This window comes from Fortiea sp. LEGE XX443 (assembly GCF_015206815.1).
In the GTDB taxonomy this organism is placed as follows: Bacteria; Cyanobacteriota; Cyanobacteriia; order Cyanobacteriales; family Nostocaceae; genus Nostoc_B.
Window position 1 is genome coordinate 22,817 of sequence record NZ_JADEXZ010000043.1, and the last position, 17,826, is coordinate 40,642.

12 protein-coding genes are annotated in these 17,826 nt (G+C 44.3%); 8 read left to right on the forward strand and 4 right to left on the reverse strand.

Annotated features, from left to right (window positions below):
• Nucleotides 1-154: 154 nt before the first annotated feature.
• Entirely contained in the window at nt 155-1,060 is a 906-nt protein-coding gene (hslO, locus tag IQ259_RS16455) for an Hsp33 family molecular chaperone HslO (RefSeq protein ID WP_193886640.1), read from the reverse strand.
• 141 nt (nt 1,061-1,201) lie between these two features.
• On the opposite strand from hslO, the gene IQ259_RS16460 reads away from it, so the two are divergent.
• Together IQ259_RS16460 and IQ259_RS16465 are read left to right on the forward strand one after the other, a co-directional pair.
• The gene (locus IQ259_RS16460; protein ID WP_193886642.1) at nt 1,202-1,588 is read left to right on the forward strand and encodes a hypothetical protein; all 387 of its coding nucleotides are present in this window, start codon (nt 1,202-1,204) and stop codon (nt 1,586-1,588) included.
• A gap of 22 nt (nt 1,589-1,610) precedes the next feature.
• Nucleotides 1,611-2,162, forward strand: coding sequence for a hypothetical protein (locus tag IQ259_RS16465; protein WP_228014579.1), 552 nt, complete (start codon nt 1,611-1,613; stop codon nt 2,160-2,162).
• A gap of 149 nt (nt 2,163-2,311) precedes the next feature.
• Here the strand turns inward: IQ259_RS16465 and IQ259_RS16470 are convergent, their stop codons facing one another.
• The 3 genes from IQ259_RS16470 to hisD all read right to left on the reverse strand — a co-directional run bounded on the left by IQ259_RS16470 (nt 2,312) and on the right by hisD (nt 4,892).
• Nucleotides 2,312-2,974, reverse strand: a complete 663-nt coding sequence (locus IQ259_RS16470) for a Uma2 family endonuclease (RefSeq protein WP_193886644.1) — start codon at nt 2,972-2,974, stop codon at nt 2,312-2,314.
• A 16-nt stretch (nt 2,975-2,990) separates the two neighbouring features.
• Nucleotides 2,991-3,422 carry a universal stress protein gene (locus IQ259_RS16475; RefSeq protein WP_193886646.1) on the reverse strand — a complete coding sequence of 144 codons (432 nt, stop codon included), beginning with the start codon at nt 3,420-3,422 and terminating at the stop codon, nt 2,991-2,993.
• 168 nt (nt 3,423-3,590) lie between these two features.
• Entirely contained in the window at nt 3,591-4,892 is a 1,302-nt protein-coding gene (hisD, locus tag IQ259_RS16480; protein WP_193886648.1) for a histidinol dehydrogenase, read from the reverse strand.
• A 705-nt stretch (nt 4,893-5,597) separates the two neighbouring features.
• Here hisD and rpsT point away from each other — a divergent pair.
• From rpsT to IQ259_RS16510, 6 genes are all read left to right on the forward strand, one after another.
• Nucleotides 5,598-5,894, forward strand: a complete 297-nt coding sequence (gene rpsT / locus IQ259_RS16485; RefSeq protein WP_193886650.1) for a 30S ribosomal protein S20 — start codon at nt 5,598-5,600, stop codon at nt 5,892-5,894.
• Between the two features lie 212 nt (nt 5,895-6,106).
• Entirely contained in the window at nt 6,107-6,892 is a 786-nt protein-coding gene (locus IQ259_RS16490; RefSeq protein ID WP_193886652.1) for a TatD family hydrolase, read from the forward strand.
• Between the two features lie 735 nt (nt 6,893-7,627).
• The gene (gene rpoB / locus IQ259_RS16495; protein ID WP_193886654.1) at nt 7,628-10,927 is read left to right on the forward strand and encodes a DNA-directed RNA polymerase subunit beta; all 3,300 of its coding nucleotides are present in this window, start codon (nt 7,628-7,630) and stop codon (nt 10,925-10,927) included.
• A gap of 171 nt (nt 10,928-11,098) precedes the next feature.
• Nucleotides 11,099-12,976, forward strand: a complete 1,878-nt coding sequence (locus IQ259_RS27595) for a DNA-directed RNA polymerase subunit gamma (protein ID WP_193886656.1) — start codon at nt 11,099-11,101, stop codon at nt 12,974-12,976.
• A 95-nt stretch (nt 12,977-13,071) separates the two neighbouring features.
• Entirely contained in the window at nt 13,072-17,127 is a 4,056-nt protein-coding gene (locus tag IQ259_RS16505) for a DNA-directed RNA polymerase subunit beta'' (protein ID WP_193886658.1), read from the forward strand.
• A 140-nt stretch (nt 17,128-17,267) separates the two neighbouring features.
• Nucleotides 17,268-17,813: a GIY-YIG nuclease family protein gene (locus tag IQ259_RS16510; RefSeq protein ID WP_193886660.1), complete on the forward strand. Its 546-nt coding sequence runs from the start codon at nt 17,268-17,270 to the stop codon at nt 17,811-17,813.
• The last annotated feature ends 13 nt before the right edge of the window (nt 17,814-17,826 follow it).

Consider the following 17,826-nt stretch of genomic DNA (forward strand, 5'->3'; position numbering starts at 1 on the left):
CTCACACCAAAAGTTTATTAAATAGCGATCGCTTCTAGGTCAATGATTCAGTTGTTGCCATAGTAACTTTCTCATTATTAAAAAGCTACTGTTTATCTGAATCTTTCTCCTGGTATATCTTTAATCTTTGTTGAAATCGGTGTTTTTTTATACGTTATTGTGAAACTGAAGATTCTGTTTGTAAATCAACAATCAACTGAGCTAAGTGATCGCTGCTTGCTTGATAAACTCTGCCACAAAAATCACAAGTAGCTTCAGCACCATCATCTTTAACAATCATGTCTTGCAATTCAATTTCTCCTAACATCTTGAGTGCGCCTAGCACCCGATCAAAAGAGCAACCGCAGTGAAAACGCAACATTTGGGTTTCGGTAAATATCGACAAACCCATATCTCCCAAAAGATCGCCAAAAATTTCTGGTAGTGTCTTACCTGCTTGTAACAACGGCGTAAATCCTGATAAAGCAGCTACTCGTGATTCTAAGGTTGCGACTAAGGCTTCATCTCTGGCAGCTTTTGGTAAAACCTGCACTAACAAACCTCCAGAGGCAGTTACTCCACCTGCACCCACAAATACCCCTAAAACCAAAGCTGAAGGTGTTTGTTCCGAATTCACAAGATAATGTGCCACATCATCCCCGATTTCGCCAGACACGAGCTCTACTGTACTAGAGTAAGGGTAGCCATAACCAATATCCCGAACAACATAGAGATAGCCACTGCCTACTGCACTGCCAACATCGAGCTTACCTTTAGCATTGGGAGGCAATTCCACAGACGGGTTTCCTACATAACCCCGTACCGTTCCATCTAGGCCTGCATCTACAAGTATACCACCCAAAGGGCCATCGCCTTTGACTCGGACGTTAATCCTAGAGCCAACACGCTTCATACTAGAAGCCATTAATAAACCTGCTGCCATAGTCCGTCCCAGTGCGGCTGTTGCCACATAGGAAAGCTGGTGGCGTTGCCGAGCTTCTTCTGTCAAGCGCGTAGTGATGACACCCACTGCCCGAATCCCACCTTCGGCTGCGGTGGCACGAATTAACTGATCCGCCATGAAAAAACCTTACATTTCTTAACAAGTACGTCTTTTCTATTCTAAGTTCTCAATTGCAATTTAAAGTCAGGGTAGGATAATCGGCGATCGCATTTGCAATACTAGAAATACAATTGAGCGTTCCATAGATTCCGCAACACAATGCTAGGTAATTTTCAACAAAGCCAACTACGGATAGAAATCGAAGCATCAGCCAGTGCCATTGGTGATAGCTTGCTACGCCCTGCACAACTAGAAAAATGGCTCTTAGGGCAACGCTTCGCCCCAGGAATGCCAGAAGAAATTTATCCAGGATTTCAGTTTACAAGTTGGACAGGGCTTGTCGCAATTCATCACCAAGTAGATGTAGCGCAATCAAATTGTCTGCGCTTGTTACTCAGTGGGGGTATTGACGGGTTTCACGAATGGTACTGGGGCGAAGGTTGGGTACAGTCCCGCTTGGAAGGAATTTCGATGTTACCCCTGAATTTAGGTCAAACCTTGAGTTTGTTAAGTTTACGTCAGTTTTTAATGCAGGAAAGCAAATAACAAATGACCATTTAGTTAAACCATGATGGATGGTATTTGTTTTGAAACCTTAATACTAGAGCGTGTATTTCAAGTTCCACCTAAACAAACTGATGCTAAAACTCAGGTGCAGTTTGGGATTCGTATCATCAATCAAACGGCGACTCCTCATCACTTTTTAATCTTTTTTGCTCGTCCAGAATTCCTGCAACCAAATAAACAAAGAGTTTCAAGGTTTGTCCCTAATGTGAACGGCAGCTATAATCCTCTTTTATCAGACCTCCAATTAGTGATGCCTGGAGAAAGTATAAACTTTCTGAGTGCAGGATATTTTCAATGGCAACACAATAAACTGAATTTTGTGTTTCGTGAAAAAGATGGTACTTATTGGATATTCAGTGATTTTCATCCAGGTAAATATTCAATTCAATTCACATATGAAAATCAATATGCAGCCTGGGAACATGGGGATGAAAGGAGTGTACCTTTCGATTTAAGACCAGTTTATGATCATTCTCGAACTAAAATGTTCAAGGTAGAAAATATCTGGGTCGGTAATGTATCTACACCTGAAATTGAGTTTTATCTGATTTAAAAAACTGATAACTATTAACCGTCAGTTTCTTTAGTAAGGCGTAGGTTGGGTTGAGGCACGAAACCCAACATCCAGAGAACTCGGTATTGTTGAGTTTCACTTCGTTCTACCCAACCTACACTGATTTTCCCAGAGTCACAGAAGACGAATTAAATTGTATTTGGGTCAATTCCTTGCTGTTGTAATCTGGCTAGTAAATTTTGCAATTGTTCTTCTGCTGTTTGATATCTGTTGCCATTTTCGTCATACCAAAACAGCCATTCTCGTGTTCTTCCTTGATAAGTCCCCTGCTCCCTGCCAATACCTAAACCAATTTCCGGCAGCCAAACTTTATCACCTGGTTGTAAAATGTATTTACCTTCAACTAAACGATAAACTTCTAAACGTTGACGCTTACGACGTAGCCGCGTAGGTGCATAGATAACGTAATACGGAATACCTAATTCGGCATAATCGATTTTTTTCTGTTCATATTCACCGTTGTAAGTTTGAGAAATAACTTCCAACACTAAAGTTGGTGGTATACCCTCTTCTTCCCAAAAAACATAGCTAGAACGTCCATTTTCACCAACAAAACGTTCTACACCCAAACTTAAAAATCCGTCAGGAACTATCGCAGGTTTTAAGGGTGTATAGTAAATTCCCATGTTAATACCGAAAAACCAATCATCACGGCTTTGCCAGATTGAGGCTAAGATAGCTAACAATAAATTAGGAATTAATATTTGCAGTTCGTTATCCACAGGGGTATCATCAGAGTCGGGCAATTCTGCCGATGAAGGTAAGCATTCTAACGGATGATAGTTATACACAATACCTTGGTGTTTGTTAATTTTTACTTGGCTTCACCACTAATACGGAACAACTAGCCTCTTCTACCACTTGACTACTCACAGAACCCTGGACAATTCGCTTCATCCCAGTTAACCCGCGACTGCCAATGATAATCAAATCAGCTTTGTAAATATTAGCAAGGCGAATAATTTCATCCGCAGGTTCGCCAGTCACCAATTCTACTTCGCTGTTGACAGATAATTGTTCTTGATATGATTGCAGCTGTTTTTCAATCTGGAAATAAGACAAAGTAGGTGATTCTGGGTGAGGGAGATCTGCCGGTAATTCCATCTCTGATTCTGGTGTCGGAAATACATGACAAAGAACGATTTTGGTTTCTGACGATAACACCAAATCATCCAAAACCTGAATTACGCGTTCTGCAATATCCGAACCATCCAGAGCTACCAAAATATTGTTTAGCACTGCCCTCGTCTCCTCAAAAGTAGACCCCTGACACTCAATACATTACCAAAGTCTATTAGCTATGCTAGGCGATCGCAAATCGATGTTCAGCAAAGCAGTTTAGACTTTTAGTGTGAGGCCAAGGAGTGACATTTGCTAAAAGTATAGGAAAAAATTAAGCATTTCCCATCACTCATCTTGCTGAATTCGCCGCCGGACTGAATCAGTATGGGAAGGTAAGCCTTCAGCAGTTGCTAGTAAATCGATTGCGCCAGCCACTTTTTGTAGAGCAGTTGGTGAGTATTGAATAATACTAGAGTGCTTGAGGAAGGTTTCTACACCTAATGCCGAAGCGTAGCGGGCAGCGCCAGAAGTAGGTAATGTATGGTTGGGGCCAGCTAAATAGTCACCTACAGCTTCTGGTGTCGAGTAACCTAAAAATATAGCCCCGGCGTGGCGGATTTGGGGCAAAATTGCCCAAGGATCTTTGATTTCTAACTCCAGGTGTTCTGGGGCAAATTCGTTAGAAAGTTCTGCGGCTGCTTCTAGAGATTCGACAAGAACAATTAAGCCGTAGTGAGCGATCGCTTTTTCTGTGTCTATCCGCCTTGGGTGATCAACTAGCTGTCTTTCGACGGCGACTTGGACGTTTTTCGCCAAAGCAGTGTCAGTGGTCAACAAAATTGCTGCTGCCATTGGATCGTGTTCGGCTTGGGCTAACATGTCAGCAGCCACATGAACAGGATTGGCAAATTCATCGGCAATAATTAGTACTTCGCTAGGCCCAGCCAGCATATCAATGCCCACGGTTCCGTAGACGAGTTTTTTTGCTAAGGTGACGTAAATATTCCCAGGGCCAGTAATTACATTGACTTTTGGAATTGTTTCTGTGCCGTAGGCTAAAGCCGCGATCGCCTGCGCTCCTCCAACTCGATAAATTTCTTGTACTCCTGTTTCTTGGGCTGCTACTAACACAGCTGGGTTAATCACTTTCCCCGCGCGTGGTGGTGTCACCATCACTACGCGCGGCACACCAGCCACTTTGGCTGGAATTGCATTCATCAACACTGTACTAGGATAAGCAGCACGACCACCAGGCACATATATACCTGCTCGGTCTACGGGGGTGTAGCGTTTGCCCAACACTACATCGTCTTCCCCGAAGTTTACCCAGCTTTTTGGGACTCGTTGACGGTGAAATGCTTCAATTTGACGAGCAGCTAACTGAATTGCTTGGAGCAGTTCTTGAGATACTTGTTGGTACGCTGTATCTAGTTCTGAACCTGTAACACGTAGTTCTTCCAGCCTCAAGGTTTGGTGATCAAATTCAGCGGTGTAATGTAACACAGCTTTGTCGCCTTGGCGCTTCACCGCTTGCAACACTTCCCGCACAGTTGCTTCTTTGTGAACCACCTGTTCGTCCTGGGTGCGATCGCAGATACGTTGTAGTTCTGCTTTAACGTCTGCCTGCTGAGTAATGATTCGCAGCATGGAGTAAGGAAAATGCCAAAATTTTAGATTATTCCCGCTTGAGAATTAGTTTTGCTCTTGACCCCCAAGAGGGACGAGTTTTACTCTGATTCTCATCTCTAGCTTAACCTGGATTTTTTTGATACTCCCAAGGCTGCCAGCACATGGGTTACTTAATTTGGATGATGAAATTGCTCAGTTCGACTTCTTTAGTTGGCTCACGGCTAGGGATGAGGGTATTAATTCCCCCTAACCTTGCTCCTCATCCCTTACTGTCTGTAGGTTTGGTCTGCTTACACATCCTGATATCCCAATCAATAGGTAAGGGTAGGGTCTGAGTAGAGCTTTTACTTAATTTTCCTAACTTTATTGGCTAACATGCTTACAAAAGTAATCTGCCAGTTGTATACATGTAGATACATGAAATTTAGCTGTTTATGGTTACTGTCTAGATACATCCTGATTCGGAAGGGATATTGGCAGTCACACCGCTGATTCAGGTGGTATTTAGAGATATATCTTAATTAAAGTACATTATCTTAGCTTATTTCTTAGGTTCGGCATATAAATTAACAACAAATTAAAGTAACAATGAGGCATGGGGCATAGATAAATGTAGAACTAGAGCAAGATTTTTTGGGGAAATTCTGACATTGGCAAGATGAATGCTATATTAGTAAATCTAGTAGTGTGTGTACATAATTAATAGTCTTTTTGGAATCGACTGTGGCGAATACAAAGTCTGCTCTCAAGCGCGCCAAGATCGCAGAACGCAATCGGCTGCGGAATAAAACTTACAAATCAGCTGTTAAGACGCTGATGAAGAAATACTTTAGTGTAGTAGAAACCTACGCCACTAACCCTACCCCAGAACTCAAACAAGAAGTAGAAGTACGATTGTCTGAGGCTTACAGCAAAATCGATAAAGCTGTAAAATGCGGTATCCTGCATGCCAACACCGGGGCTAGGAAAAAATCGAGATTGGCTCACAGACTCAAGCCACTGGCACAAACGGCACAATAGTCCCAAGTCAAGAGTCCAAAGTCAAAAGTGTTTGGTACTGGCGATTGACTCTTGACCCATCTCTTTCAGAGACGCTAACCCGAACGGGTGACGCTCGCTCCTCTTTACGAGACGCTGCGCTAATGTCAGTTGCTCACGGGGGAACCTCCCTTGACGTAGCCTCTCCCTTTGGGAGAAAGCCGCACTGACTCACCATTAACATTTGAGTAAAAATGCAGCTGATTGACACCCACGTTCATCTTAACTTTGATACCTTCCAGCCAGATTTAGCAGTAGTGCGATCGCGATGGCGAGAAGCAGGGGTAGTACGTCTAGTACACTCATGCGTTGAGCCGGCGGAATTTTCTAGCATTCAATCCATAGCTCACCAGTTTCCTGAACTCAGCTTTGCTCTTGGGCTGCATCCCTTAGATGCCGATAAATGGCAAAGTGATACAGCGGAGAAAATTAAATTTTTGGCGATTTCAGAACCAAAAGTCGTAGCAATTGGAGAAATGGGGCTGGATTTCTACAAAGCCGATAACCATGAGCAGCAGCGCATGGTATTTGCAGCCCAACTAGCAATAGCAGCCGAACTGAATCTACCAGTGATTATTCACTGTCGTGATGCGGCAAGTGCAGTCAGGGAAATTTTGCAAAAATGGCAGGAAATCAAAAGTGGAAGAATTCGGGGTGTAATGCACTGCTGGGGCGGAACACCAGAAGAAACTCAATGGTTCCTTGACCTTGGTTTTTATATTAGCTTTAGCGGGACTGTGACATTCAAAAACGCTAAAGATATTCACGCCTCAGCCGCGATCGTAAGTAGCGATCGCCTATTAATTGAGACAGACTGCCCTTTTCTCGCTCCCGTTCCAAAACGGGGTGAGAAACGCAACGAACCTGCTTATGTTCGCTATGTAGCGGAAAAATTAGCCCAATTGCGGGGAGAGACAGTAGAGGCAATCGCCAATCAAACCACCGAAAATGCCTGCAAATTATTTGGTTTGGCTCTATGAAAGTTGATTATTCTGGTTGCAAGGTCAGGTAAAAATAATTAAAAGCTCAGGAGGATAAAAATATGTTAGTATAAGTCCCTCCAAAACATTCTGCTTACGTCATAATGATAAAGGAAAAAACTAAAACCTTTTAAGCTGCATATTGTATTGTCATCAACTTGACCATCCTCCGCGCTCCACATACGGATGCTCTGAATACATCACTAACTGTGGCAACCGACATTGAGCTAAAAATTGACAAAATATACCCTGGTTTGTATCTAAAACTATAGAAAATTGTTAAAAGTAATTGTCTTGTGAGCAAAACCCACCAAAATAAAGCCATTTTGACTCAACGCCGACACAACGCAGTCCATGATCACTATCTTTTGATATTACCGTCAACATAAACGGTGTGTTTAAAGATATAAAAATCTATCTGCGTAAGCCATTTTACGCGCTTTTGGGAGGGGAAGTGAAGAAAGTAAATCAAATGCAGAAATATCTCAACCCTTTGTTGTTGAGAAATCAAGTTAATAGCTCGATTTTAGAAGCTATTAATTGCATTCAAGGGCGTTTACCCCTCTTGTCAAAATCATCCCATCCAGATTAAAAAATTGCTGCGGTTACCCGCATGAATAAATATCAGGTGACACAAGGAGAAGTTCCCAAACAGCTACGGACACTAGCTGGTGGAAGAAAACGTACCACAACAGTGTCCTCTAAAAGTTTAACCAGGTTGACAAAGGTAGAGGCATGAGTAACGACAAATATTTGGAACCCGCCTTTTTGTTGCCCGACTTGATTGAAATCCAGCGTTCAAGCTTTCGCTGGTTTTTAGAAGAAGGGTTGATCGAAGAACTGAACTCTTTTAGTCCGATTACAGACTATACAGGCAAACTAGAACTGCACTTTTTAGGTCATAACTATAAACTTAAGGAGCCAAAGTACAGTGTTGAAGAAGCCAAACGGCGGGATAGCACTTACGCAGTCCAAATGTATGTCCCCACACGCCTGTTGAACAAAGAAACAGGGGACATCAAAGAACAAGAAGTATTTATTGGTGATTTGCCTTTAATGACCGATCGCGGCACGTTCATTATTAACGGAGCCGAGCGGGTAATTGTCAACCAAATTGTGCGATCGCCTGGAGTTTACTACAAATCTGAAATTGACAAAAACGGGCGACGTACCTATTCTGCCAGCCTCATCCCTAACCGGGGAGCATGGCTAAAATTTGAAACAGACCGCAACGACTTGGTATGGGTACGCATCGACAAAACCCGCAAACTTTCAGCCCAGGTACTCCTGAAAGCCTTGGGTTTATCAGATAACGAAATTTTTGATGCCCTCCGCCACCCCGAATATTTCCAAAAAACCATCGAAAAAGAAGGGCAGTTTTCCGAAGAAGAAGCCCTGATGGAGTTGTATCGTAAACTCCGCCCCGGTGAACCACCAACCGTATTAGGTGGACAACAACTCCTAGACTCTCGCTTCTTCGACCCCAAACGCTATGACTTGGGTCGTGTTGGTCGGTATAAGCTTAACAAAAAACTCCGGCTGTCAGTCCCCGACACCATGCGCGTCCTGACTCCCGGCGATATCCTAGCAGCCGTTGATTACCTCATCAACCTAGAATACGACATTGGTAGCATTGACGACATTGACCATTTAGGCAACCGCCGCGTCAGAAGTGTAGGCGAATTGCTGCAAAACCAAGTCCGGGTAGGCTTAAACCGCTTAGAACGGATTATTCGGGAACGGATGACCGTATCCGATGCCGAAGTCCTAACTCCCGCTTCCTTAGTTAACCCCAAACCATTAGTCGCAGCAATTAAAGAGTTCTTTGGTTCTAGCCAATTAAGTCAGTTCATGGATCAAACCAGTCCTCTAGCAGAACTGACGCACAAACGCCGTCTTTCTGCTCTAGGCCCTGGTGGTTTAACGAGAGAACGGGCAGGGTTTGCTGTACGAGATATCCATCCTTCCCACTACGGACGGATTTGCCCAATTGAGACTCCAGAAGGCCCGAATGCTGGTTTGATTGGTTCCCTAGCTACCCACGCGCGGGTCAACCAGTACGGCTTTTTAGAAACACCATTTCGACCTGTAGAGAACGCACTAGTAAGGTTTGATTTGGCTCCCGTCTACATGACCGCCGACGAAGAAGACGACCTGCGGGTAGCACCTGGGGATATCCCTGTGGATGAAAATGGTTACATCATTGGGCCACAAGTACCAGTCCGTTACCGCCAGGAATTCTCCACCACAACGCCAGAGCAAGTAGACTACGTAGCTGTTTCTCCAGTGCAAATTGTATCGGTAGCAACCAGCATGATTCCCTTTTTGGAACATGACGACGCTAACCGGGCGCTAATGGGTTCCAACATGCAACGCCAAGCAGTACCACTGCTCAAACCAGAGCGTCCTTTAGTGGGTACAGGTTTGGAAGCACAAGGCGCAAGAGACTCTGGGATGGTGATTGTATCCCGTACTGATGGAGATGTCACCTACGTTGATGCCACAGAAATTCGTGTCCGTCCTAAACCAAATACACCGGAAATTAGGTACACCGTTTCTAAGTACCAACGCTCTAACCAAGATACCTGTTTGAACCAAAAACCCTTGGTGCGGATGGGTGAACGAGTCGTTGCTGGACAAGTACTGGCTGATGGCTCCTCGACAGAAGGAGGAGAATTGGCACTGGGACAAAATATCGTCGTCGCTTATATGCCTTGGGAAGGCTACAACTACGAAGATGCGATTTTGATTTCCGAGCGATTGGTACAAGATGATATTTACACCTCAATTCACATTGAAAAATATGAAATTGAGGCGAGACAAACAAAACTAGGCCCAGAAGAAATCACCAGAGAAATTCCCAACGTCGGGGAAGATGCTTTACGCCAGTTGGATGAACAGGGAATCATCCGCATTGGGGCATGGGTAGAATCAGGAGATATTTTGGTAGGGAAAGTCACACCCAAAGGGGAATCTGACCAACCCCCAGAAGAAAAACTCCTACGTGCCATCTTCGGAGAAAAAGCGCGGGATGTGCGAGATAATTCATTGCGTGTGCCTAATGGTGAAAAAGGTCGGGTAGTTGACGTGCGCTTGTTTACCCGTGAACAAGGCGATGAACTGCCACCCGGAGCCAATATGGTAGTGCGGGTATATGTCGCCCAGAAGCGGAAAATTCAAGTTGGGGACAAAATGGCAGGTCGCCACGGCAATAAAGGAATTATTTCTCGGATATTGCCCCTGGAAGATATGCCTTACTTACCCGATGGTTCACCAGTAGATATCGTACTTAACCCTTTGGGTGTACCCAGTCGGATGAATGTGGGGCAAGTATTTGAATGTTTATTGGGTTGGGCTGGTCATACCTTGGGAGTGAGATTTAAGATTACTCCCTTCGATGAAATGTATGGCGAAGAGTCATCCCGCAGAATTGTGCATGGCAAATTGCAAGAAGCAAGGGACGAAACGGGTAGAGACTGGGTATACAACCCAGATGATCCTGGCAAAATCATGGTGTTTGATGGACGCACTGGCGAACCCTTTGATAGACCAATTACCATCGGCGTGGCTTACATGCTGAAGTTGGTACATTTGGTGGATGACAAAATCCATGCCCGTTCCACAGGCCCTTACTCCTTGGTTACCCAGCAACCTTTGGGAGGTAAAGCCCAACAAGGTGGCCAGAGATTCGGAGAAATGGAAGTGTGGGCATTGGAAGCCTTTGGTGCAGCTTACACCTTGCAAGAATTGCTCACAGTTAAATCTGACGATATGCAGGGGCGGAATGAAGCGCTAAATGCGATCGTTAAAGGTAAAGCCATCCCAAGACCAGGAACACCTGAATCATTTAAGGTGTTAATGCGAGAACTGCAATCCTTAGGCTTAGATATTGCTGTTCACAAAGTAGAAACCCAAACAGATGGAAGTTCTTTAGATGTAGAAGTTGATTTAATGGCAGACCAATCAGCTCGACGCACACCACCGCGACCTACCTACGAATCTCTATCCCGTGAATCGCTGGAAGACGACGAGTAATAATTCGTAATTGCTAATTCGTGAGGGAGTTGCCGTCTTGGCGCTTTGCGTCGATGGCAAACTCCCGAACCCGAAGGGTAGTTCGTAATTGAAGAATTAATCACGAATTACGAATTAGAAATTGTTAATTACGAATTAGAAATTGTTAATTACGAATTACGAATTAGAAAGATGAGACCAGCCCAAACTAATCAGTTTGACTACGTAAAAATTGGCTTGGCATCGCCAGAACGCATTCGGCAATGGGGAGAACGCACCTTGCCCAATGGTCAATTAGTCGGTGAAGTCACCAAACCAGAGACGATTAATTACCGTACTCTCAAGCCAGAGATGGATGGCCTATTTTGCGAACGCATCTTTGGCCCGGCGAAAGATTGGGAATGTCATTGTGGTAAGTATAAGAGAGTTCGCCACAGAGGAATTGTTTGTGAGCGGTGTGGCGTAGAAGTCACTGAATCTAGGGTGCGCCGCCATCGCATGGGGTATATAAAACTTGCAGCCCCCGTAGCCCACGTTTGGTATCTCAAAGGCATACCCAGTTATATTGCCATCCTGTTAGATATGCCCTTGCGGGATGTGGAGCAGATAGTTTATTTCAACTCTTATGTTGTTCTCAGCCCTGGTAACGCCGAAACCTTAACCTACAAACAACTACTGAGTGAAGACCAGTGGTTGGAAATAGAAGACCAAATCTACAGTGAAGATTCTACTTTACAAGGAGTAGAAGTAGGTATTGGTGCTGAAGCACTATTGCGCTTGCTGGCTGACATTAATTTAGAGCAAGAAGCGGAAAGTTTACGTGAAGAAATTAGTGCCGCCAAAGGACAAAAGCGAGCCAAGCTGATTAAACGTCTGCGGGTAATTGATAATTTCATCGCTACTGGTTCTAAACCAGAATGGATGGTGATGACAGTTATCCCCGTGATTCCGCCTGACTTACGCCCAATGGTGCAACTAGATGGTGGACGCTTTGCTACTAGCGACTTGAATGATTTATATAGACGCGTTATTAACCGCAACAATCGTCTGGCACGCCTACAGGAGATATTAGCACCAGAAATTATTGTGCGGAACGAGAAGCGAATGCTGCAAGAGGCAGTAGACGCTTTGATTGATAATGGTCGTCGGGGTCGAACGGTTGTAGGAGCCAATAACCGACCTTTGAAATCTTTGTCTGACATTATCGAGGGTAAGCAAGGACGATTCCGCCAAAACTTGTTGGGTAAACGGGTTGACTACTCTGGACGCTCGGTAATTGTGGTCGGGCCAAAGCTGAAGATTCACCAATGTGGTTTGCCTAGAGAAATGGCAATTGAGCTATTTCAGCCATTTGTCATTAATCGCCTGATTCGCAGTGGGATGGTAAATAACATTAAAGCTGCTAAGAAGCTGATATCTCGTAATGATCCGAGTGTTTGGGATGTCTTGGAAGAGGTAATCGAAGGACACCCAGTCATGCTAAACCGAGCGCCGACCCTGCACCGTTTGGGGATTCAAGCTTTTGAACCGATTTTGGTAGAAGGACGAGCAATTCAATTACATCCTTTGGTGTGTCCGGCATTTAACGCTGACTTTGATGGAGACCAAATGGCGGTACACGTACCACTGTCCTTAGAAAGTCAAGCAGAAGCACGGTTGTTGATGCTGGCTTCTAACAATATTTTGTCGCCAGCTACAGGTAAGCCTATAATCACTCCCAGTCAAGATATGGTATTGGGGGCATACTACTTAACCGCAGAAAATCCTCATGCTACGAAAGGTGCTGGTAAGTACTTTGCCTCCCTAGAGGACGTAATTATGGCTTTTGAGCAACAGCAAATAGACTTACACGCCTATATCTATGTGCGGTTTGACGGTGAAATTGAATCAGACCAACCGGATACAGAACCTTTAGAAGTGACCGATAACAGTGATGGTAGTCGGACACTCATGTATAAGTTCCGCCGAGTTCGAGAAGACTCTCAAGGAAATTTAGTTTCTCAGTACATACGCACAACACCTGGCCGAGTGATTTATAACAAGGCAATTCAGGAAGCACTGGCAAGTTAATTCGTAATTTCTAATTCGTAATTCGTAATTGAAGAATTAATTACGAATTACGAATTACGAATTATTAATTATTAATGACTAAGGATTATTGACTAATGAATAACGAAAAAAAAGTTTTTCGCAATCGCGTAGTTGACAAAGGTCAGTTGAGAAATTTAATTTCTTGGGCGTTTACTCACTACGGGACGGCACGAACCGCAGTTATGGCGGATAAACTGAAAGATTTAGGTTTCCGTTATGCTACTAGAGCCGGCGTGTCAATCAGCGTTGATGATTTGATGGTGCCACCTAGTAAGCGCAGTCTACTGGAAGCGGCAGAAGAGGAAATTCGGGCTACAGAAGCGCGTTACCAACGGGGAGAAATTACAGAAGTTGAACGCTTCCAAAAAGTAATTGATACTTGGAATGGTACTAGTGAAGCGCTCAAAGACGAGGTAGTTGTCCATTTCAAAAAAACTAATCCTCTCAACTCCGTGTACATGATGGCGTTTTCTGGGGCGCGGGGTAATATTTCCCAAGTTCGTCAGTTAGTAGGGATGCGGGGACTGATGGCAGATCCGCAAGGGGAAATTATTGATTTACCGATTAAAACTAACTTCCGGGAAGGTCTGACTGTAACGGAATATATTATTTCTTCTTATGGTGCGCGTAAAGGATTGGTAGATACGGCGTTGCGTACTGCTGACTCTGGTTATCTTACTCGCCGTTTAGTAGACGTATCTCAGGATGTGATTGTTCGGGAATTCGATTGCGGTACTACTAGAGGCCTGACTGTGCGGTCGATGACAGAAGGAAGCAAAACGTTGATTCCTTTAGCGACACGCTTGATGGGACGGGTGATCGGCGAAGATGTAGTACATCCTACTACTGGAGAAATCATTGCACCACGGAATAGTCCGATTTCTGATGACTTGGCCAAAGCAATTCAATCAAGCGGAGTGACAGAAGTTGTAGTGCGATCGCCTCTGACTTGTGAAGCAGCACGTTCGGTTTGTCAACACTGTTACGGTTGGAGTTTAGCTCACGCCAAGATGGTAGACTTAGGCGAAGCCGTCGGGATTATCGCTGCTCAAAGTATTGGTGAACCAGGAACTCAGCTAACCATGCGGACATTCCACACGGGTGGTGTGTTCACAGGGGAAGTAGCACAACAAGTACGCTCGAAAATCGCAGGTACAGTCAAGATTCCGCGCAAATTGCGGACAAGACCTTATCGCACCCGCCACGGTGAAGATGCCTTGTATGTGGAAGCCAATGGCATCTTGATGTTAGAGCCAAAGAAAGAAGGTTCCGAAACTCCAGTTAGTCAAGAAATCCAAGTTACCCAAGGTTCCACACTATATATAGTTGATGGCCAGCAGGTAAAACAAGGACAATTACTGGCAGAAGTAGCCATTGGGGGACGGACAACTCGTACCAACACCGAAAAAGCGGTTAAAGATGTGGCCACTGACTTAGCTGGGGAAGTCAAGTTTGCTGACGTAGTTGCAGAACAAAAAACAGACCGTCAAGGGAACACCACAACCACAGCCTCACGAGGTGGTTTGATTTGGATTTTATCAGGGGAAGTTTATAACTTGCCCCCTGGTGCCGAATTGGTAGTTAAAAATGGCGATCGCATCGCTAGTAATGGCATTTTAGCAGAAACCAAGCTGACCAGTCAGCATGGTGGTGTGGTGCGCTTACCAGAAGCTACCCCAGGTAAGAGTACCAGAGAAATTGAAATTATTACCGCTTCGGTAGTTCTAGACCAAGCAACCATCACTGTTAATAGTTCCCAAGGGCGGAACAATTACCTCATATCCACCGGGAATAACCAGGAATTTAACCTCCGGGCTACCCCTGGCACAAAAGTCCAAAATGGTCAAGTAGTTGCCGAATTAATTGATGACCGCTATCGCACTAACACTGGTGGCTTTCTCAAATTTGCGGGCGTTGAAGTTCAGAAAAAAGGTAAAGCCAAGCAAGGTTACGAAGTCGTACAGGGAGGTACAATCCTGTGGATTCCCGAAGAAACCCATGAAGTCAATAAAGATATCTCCTTACTGTTGGTAGAAGATGGTCAGTTTGTCGAAGCTGGCTCGGAAGTTGTCAAAGATATCTTCTGCCAAAACAGTGGTGTAGTAGAAGTCACTCAGAAAAACGACATTCTGCGGGAAGTGGTAATCAAACCCGGCGAACTACTGATGGTGGACGATCCAGAAGCAGTGATCGGCAAAGATAACACTTTTGTTCAGCCTGGGGAAGAATTGTTAGGTCAAACTGTTACGGAATTGCGCTACATCCAGTACGTAGACTCTCCAGAAGGCCCGGCATTATTGAGCCGTCCCGTAGTTGAATTTGCCGTACCCAATACACCAGATGTACCATCTACCACATCTGTGAGTCAGCAAACCGGACGTTCAATTCAATTGCGAGCAGTGCAGCGACTACCCTACAAAGATGCTGAACGTGTCAAATCTGTGGAAGGCGTGGAACTGTTACGCACTCAACTGGTGTTAGAAATCGAGCAGGAAGGTGAACAAGACCATAATGCTTCTCCCCTAGCAGCAGATATTGAATTAATTGCCGATGTAGAAGACCCCAATGTACAGCGCTTGCAGCTAGTAATTTTGGAGTCATTAGTAATTCGGCGTGACATTACCGCTGATGCTACCCAAGGTAGTACCCAGACAACACTAGAAGTCCAGGATGGGAAAAGCATTGCCCCTGGTGCAGTGGTTGCAAGTACCCAAATCTTGTGTAAAGAAGGTGGTATTGTGCGGGGTGTGAAGAAAGGCAGCGAAAATGTCCGCCGTTGCTTAGTACTGCGCCACAGTGACATGATCTCGATGACTACTGCTGCTCAACCCAAAGTAAAAGTTGGTGATTTGCTGGTAGAAGGGGCGCAGATTGCTCCGGGAGTCTTTGCAGAAGAATCTGGCGAAGTTGTGGAGATTAAAAATTCTACTCCAGCAGCAACAGGAGATCAATCAGCACTCAGTACTCAGAACTATGCTGTTAGTATTCGTGCTGGTCGTCCTTACCGAGTCAGCCCCGGCGCAGTATTGCAAATAGAAGACGGCGACTTAGTACAGCGCGGTGATAACTTAGTACTGTTGGTATTTGAACGGGCAAAAACTGGGGACATCATTCAAGGTTTGCCACGGATTGAAGAACTTCTGGAAGCGCGTAAACCAAAAGAGGCGTGTATTTTAGTCCGGCGGGCTGGAGAAGTCAAGGTCGTCTATGGTGATGGCGATGAAGCGATCGCTGTCAAAGTTGTAGAATCTAATGGCGTAGTCAGCGATTATCCCCTTGGCCCAGGACAAAACCTGATAGTCCCAGACGGCTCCCATGTATTAGCCGGACAACCCATCACCGATGGCCCATCCAACCCCCACGAAATTTTGGAAATATTCTTCAGTTTGGGTTCTGAAGATGGAGTTTACGCTTGTGCTAGCCATGCTTTGCAGAAGGTACAAACATTCTTAGTGAATGAAGTGCAATTGGTGTATCAGTCCCAAGGTATTGATATTGCCGATAAGCACATTGAAGTGATTGTACGCCAAATGACCAATAAAGTGCGGATTGATGATGGTGGTGACACCACTATGCTTCCCGGTGAGTTGGTGGAATTACGCCAAGTTGAGCAGGTGAACGAAGCAATGGCAATTACAGGTGGTGCTAGGGCGCAATATACACCAGTATTGTTAGGTATCACCAAAGCATCATTAAACACTGATAGCTTTATCTCGGCTGCATCTTTCCAAGAAACAACACGGGTACTTACTGAAGCTGCTATTGAAGGTAAATCTGATTGGCTGCGGGGTTTGAAAGAGAACGTAATTATCGGACGATTGATTCCAGCGGGTACGGGATACAATACCTATGATGAACCTGGTGCGATCGATGATTACGCAACTCTTGAAACTACCAGTGTCCTGGATGAAGTTGATGATCCACTGGATATGGTGTTAGACGATCGCACTGCTCGTGCCTACAATTTAGATACCCCTTCTCTAACAGAAGGTACATTTGGTAGTCGGCTTACAGGATCGATAATCGATGAAGATGATTTGATTGCCGATGAAGTCCATGATCTCATACCTGATGAAGACGAGGATGAATATGAGGAAGATGAAGATGACGACGATGATTTCGATATGTAAATCAAAAGTTAATAATTAATCAAAAAGGCAGAAGAAAAGTTTCTTTTGCCTTTTTCTTTTGACTTCGGTCTAAAAATTATGCTCCAATTATTTAATACCAAATTGCCAATTGCTAGTATTTTTAGAATCTGTTGTGATATATGAATAACGAAACGAATACTCCATCTTTAACAACTCTAGAATATTTTCCTTACATTGACGCAGAAGGTCAATTACCTGAAATATTTCAAGGAAAAATAGGCGTGTATGCTATCTTTGACCAAAATAAATTACTACAATTTGTAGGATATTCTCGTGATGTTTATTTGAGCTTGAAACAACATTTAGTCCGTCGACCAAAACAATGTTACTGGGTGAAAGTTCAAACTATTGAACGTCCCAGTCGTACAGTTTTAGAAAATATTGAGAATGGGTGGATTGCAGAGAATGGCAGTATTCCCTTAGGAAATGGGGAGAATAAAGAAAAATGGACTCAACCCATCAATGTTAAAAGCGTAATGACACCAGAAGAGCAGGTGAATTATCAAAATCCAGCTAATGATGAGTTAGCACAAATAAAAGTTATTAAGAATGTAGCACGGCGAGTAGAAACAGAAATTTTAAAAATTCTAGAATCTCGTGGTTTGCAAATGCAACTCCGCTTTAATCCCAAATTAAAGGAAGAAGGCTTACTTGATTTGAAGTGATTTCGTATATGGC

What these genes read in the sequence shown, in the direction of transcription:
- hslO (WP_193886640.1), bottom strand. Translation starts at nt 1,060, where the DNA reads ATGGCGGATCAGTTAATTCGTGCCACCGCAGCCGAAGGTGGGATTCGG.
- IQ259_RS16460 (WP_193886642.1), top strand. Translation starts at nt 1,202, where the DNA reads ATGCTAGGTAATTTTCAACAAAGCCAACTACGGATAGAAATCGAAGCA.
- IQ259_RS16465 (WP_228014579.1), top strand. Translation starts at nt 1,611, where the DNA reads ATGATGGATGGTATTTGTTTTGAAACCTTAATACTAGAGCGTGTATTT.
- hisD (WP_193886648.1), bottom strand. Translation starts at nt 4,892, where the DNA reads ATGCTGCGAATCATTACTCAGCAGGCAGACGTTAAAGCAGAACTACAA.
- IQ259_RS16490 (WP_193886652.1), top strand. Translation starts at nt 6,107, where the DNA reads ATGCAGCTGATTGACACCCACGTTCATCTTAACTTTGATACCTTCCAG.
- rpoB (WP_193886654.1), top strand. Translation starts at nt 7,628, where the DNA reads ATGAGTAACGACAAATATTTGGAACCCGCCTTTTTGTTGCCCGACTTG.
- IQ259_RS27595 (WP_193886656.1), top strand. Translation starts at nt 11,099, where the DNA reads ATGAGACCAGCCCAAACTAATCAGTTTGACTACGTAAAAATTGGCTTG.
- IQ259_RS16505 (WP_193886658.1), top strand. Translation starts at nt 13,072, where the DNA reads ATGAATAACGAAAAAAAAGTTTTTCGCAATCGCGTAGTTGACAAAGGT.
- IQ259_RS16510 (WP_193886660.1), top strand. Translation starts at nt 17,268, where the DNA reads ATGAATAACGAAACGAATACTCCATCTTTAACAACTCTAGAATATTTT.